This is a genomic window from Corynebacterium sp. HMSC29G08 (assembly GCF_001806875.1).
GTDB lineage: Bacteria > Actinomycetota > Actinomycetes > Mycobacteriales > Mycobacteriaceae > Corynebacterium.
Genome location: NZ_KV786221.1, coordinates 1 through 3,468 on the forward strand (window position 1 = coordinate 1; position 3,468 = coordinate 3,468).

The window sequence follows — 3,468 nt, forward strand, 5'->3', positions numbered from 1 at the left end:
CCGGAGCAGGCGCTGGAGCCGGAGCAGGCGCTGGGGCCGGAGCAGGCGCTGGAGCGCGTGAAGGGGCGGGAGCCGGCGCTGGCGCAACAGACGAAGCGGGCTCTGGCGCTGGAGCAGGTGCCGGAGCGGGCTCGGACGACGGTGCAGAGCTGGAGGGCTTTACAACCTCCGGCGACGCGGTTGTCGGTTCCTCGCTGGAGCTCGTGACAGCGCTAGGGCTTGGGCTTGGGGTACTGCTTTCCGTCTCGGTCATTTCCGCATGCCCGTAATTGGCAACATCGGAGTCGCGGTCCTGCATAAACGTCGAGGTCAACGCGCTTAGGCCGCCAATGGCCAAGGCTAGAGCGCCAGCTGCGGCGATCGCGCCAACCGCGTGCAAAGTGCGCTTGCGTGCACGGGACGGGGTGCCCGCGGAGGACGCCGCAGCGGCAGCCGTTGCAGGTACATCGACGTCAGTAACAGCAACCACAGCGTCATCGTCCGCGCTGTAGTGATCAGCCGCAGACACGGCCGGGATCACAGACGTCTGCTCAGCTGGCTCTGCCATCGGCAGCGGGCGTACCTTACGAGTGTCCTCCAGCGGCGGGATCGGGCTAATGGCTGGGAACTCGCCGGTGCGTACAGCGCCGATAGACAGCGACAGCACTGGTGCCCCACCAATCGGGGAGTGGTAGCCGCGTGCCACAGGCACCAAGCCGCGGCGCTCCATGGAACGTAGCGTCGGCGCAACCTCTGCACCCTGAGCTGGATCCAGCTGCGCTACCTCAACGCCATCGATGTAGGCACAAACCTCACCAGCATCATCAAAACCAAGCGTGACCAGGATCTGCTTGCGTTCCAAGTCCTGGGCCTGCTCAACCTCTGGGAGGTAGTCCAGCTCAATGGAGCGGCCATTTGCCAGGAATGCCCACGGCTGCGCTGGCGGTTCATTCACAGGCAAGATCAAGCCCGGGCGCGGAAGGCGAACAACCAGCTGCATCGGGTCACCCGCGCTGGCACGGGCAGTGGCATGCGGGATCAAACCGCTGTCAGCAAGGGAGGAGAGCTCCCAAAACTCCTGCGCATCGCGCTCGCTCATGGTGCCAAGCACTTCATCTTGGAACGTGATGTCAAAGCCAGTGCCGTTAGGAACCAGGGCCACGCCCAAGTCCGCCACAGCGCTGTCCCCCAGGTGGCGCATGACGGCAGGCGTGATGACGTCTACGGCTGGGACGTTTCTTAGCGCGCCCAAGCCGTGATCCGGAATCACGTATGCCGACAAGTGCTTAGTCATACTCGCAACCTTACACGTATGTACAAATACCCACAATGAGCGTTTGGGCAATCTCCGCAGGCTAGCCTATACGCCGCCGGTCTTGCCTTCGGTCAGACCTCGGTTGGCCGCAGACACAATCGCCTGCAGCGATGCGCGCGTGGTCGAGCCTGCAACGCCAACGCCCCAGGCGTTAGTGCCGTCAATATCTGCGTAGATATAGCAGGCTGCGTCCGCATCATCGCCAGCGCTGCGGGAGCGCTGGGAGTAATCCTGCACCTCAAAATCAATGCCCAGTGACTCCAAAGCGTTGGCAAATGCAGCAATCGGACCGTTGCCGGTGCCGTTGATCTCGCGCGGCTCACCGTTAAAAGTGACGTTGGCCTGGATCGCGGAATCGTCCTCATCGCTCGCCGCGCCGGTGACCTCATAGTCCACCAGCTCCAGCGGGGAATCCAGATCCAGATAGGTTGCGGCGAAGATGTCCCACATGTTCTTGGAGTTGACCTCGCCACCTTCGGCGTCCGTGATGTTTTGCACCACAGCGGAAAACTCCGGCTGCATCGCCTTCGGCATATCGATGCCGTGGTCCGTCTTCATGATGTAGGCCACGCCACCCTTGCCAGACTGGGAGTTCACGCGAATCACAGCCTCGTAGGTGCGCCCCACGTCCTTCGGATCCACCGGCAGGTACGGGACCTCCCAAACGGTCTCACGCAGCTCTTCCCACGTGACATCCGTGCTGGAAGCGCCAGGGTGTACCTTCTGCGCCAGCGCGTCCAGACCTTTGTTAATAGCGTCTTGGTGCGAACCGGAGAACGCCGTGAACACCAGCTCGCCGCCGTAAGGGTGGCGCTCCGGAACGCGCAGCTGGTTGCAGTACTCCACGGTCTGGCGGATCTTCTCAATATCAGAGAAATCAATCTGCGGGTCCACGCCCTGGGTCATCATGTTCAGGCCCAGGGTGACCAGGTCCACGTTGCCGGTGCGCTCACCGTTGCCAAACAGGCAGCCCTCAATACGGTCCGCGCCGGCCATGTAGCCCAGCTCCGCCGCAGCCACGCCGGTGCCGCGGTCATTGTGCGGGTGCAGGGACAAAATGATGCTGTCGCGCTTGGCAAAGTTGCGGTGCATCCACTCAATAGAATCCGCGTACACGTTCGGGGAGATCATCTCCACCGTGGACGGCAGGTTAATAATGATCGGGTTTTCCGGCGTGGCGCCCATGGTCTCTACGACCGCGTCGCATACCTCCAGCGCGAAATCCAGCTCCGTGCCGGTGAAGGACTCCGGCGAGTACTCCCAGCGCCAGTTGGTGTCCGGGTAGTCATCTGCAATGTCACGAATCAGCTCGCCAGCATCCGTGGCCAGCTTCTTAATGGCTTCACGGTCCTTGCGGAACACCACCTCGCGCTGCAGCTTGGATGTGGAGTTGTAGAAGTGCACGATCACGTTCTTTGCGCCAGAGCATGCTTCAAACGTGCGGCGAATCAGGTGTTCACGGGCCTGCACCAGCACCTGGATGGTCACGTCTTCCGGGATCATGTTGTTCTCAATGATCTCGCGGACAAAGTCAAAGTCCGTCTGGGAGGCGGACGGGAAGCCGACCTCAATCTCCTTGAAGCCCATCTCAACCAGCAGGTTGAACATGCGGCGCTTGCGCTCCGGGCTCATCGGGTCAATCAACGCCTGGTTGCCGTCGCGCAGGTCTACCGCGCACCACTGCGGCGCAACCGTGATCTTCTTGTCCGGCCACGTGCGGTCCGGCAGGGTGATGTCCTCAACCTCTTCGGCAAACGGCAGGTAGCGGTCTACTGGCATTTGGGAGCCGCGCTGCTTGTTCCAGCTTGGCTGGCCTTCATTACGAGGGCCGTTCGGGGTGATGATTTCGCGGGGCGCAAAGATTTCGTTGCTCATGTGGGTGCTCCTAAATTACGTTTGGTACGGGTCCACGGCCGGCCAACAGAAACTCCGCGACGGGGTGCCGGCCGTGTTACTTGGCCTGATTCCCGCCGCGGCGTAGAAGGAGAAGCGCCTTTTGCGACATGTGGCGTAGCTTACACCACTTTGCGCGCGGTTGTGTGTTTTACATTCGCAGTGCTGTTTGGTGGGCATGGTGCGGGGTGCTGCCCGAACAGGTGTTTGCCATTTTCTTATCGACGAAAGGGGTGTGTGTAGATGAGGTTCTATACTGAATGCAACCGCCATCATGTCTA

General features: G+C 61.4%; 1 protein-coding gene and 1 pseudogene. Both read right to left on the minus strand.

The features are described from left to right. Nucleotides 1-1,273 (minus strand): annotated as a pseudogene (locus HMPREF3101_RS12255) (hypothetical protein); the annotation flags it as partial. A gap of 66 nt (nt 1,274-1,339) precedes the next feature. Beyond that, nucleotides 1,340-3,169 (minus strand): 2-isopropylmalate synthase, encoded by a 1,830-nt coding sequence (leuA, locus tag HMPREF3101_RS02990; RefSeq protein ID WP_070462444.1) that lies wholly within the window; start codon nt 3,167-3,169, stop codon nt 1,340-1,342. Nucleotides 3,170-3,468 lie beyond the last annotated feature (299 nt).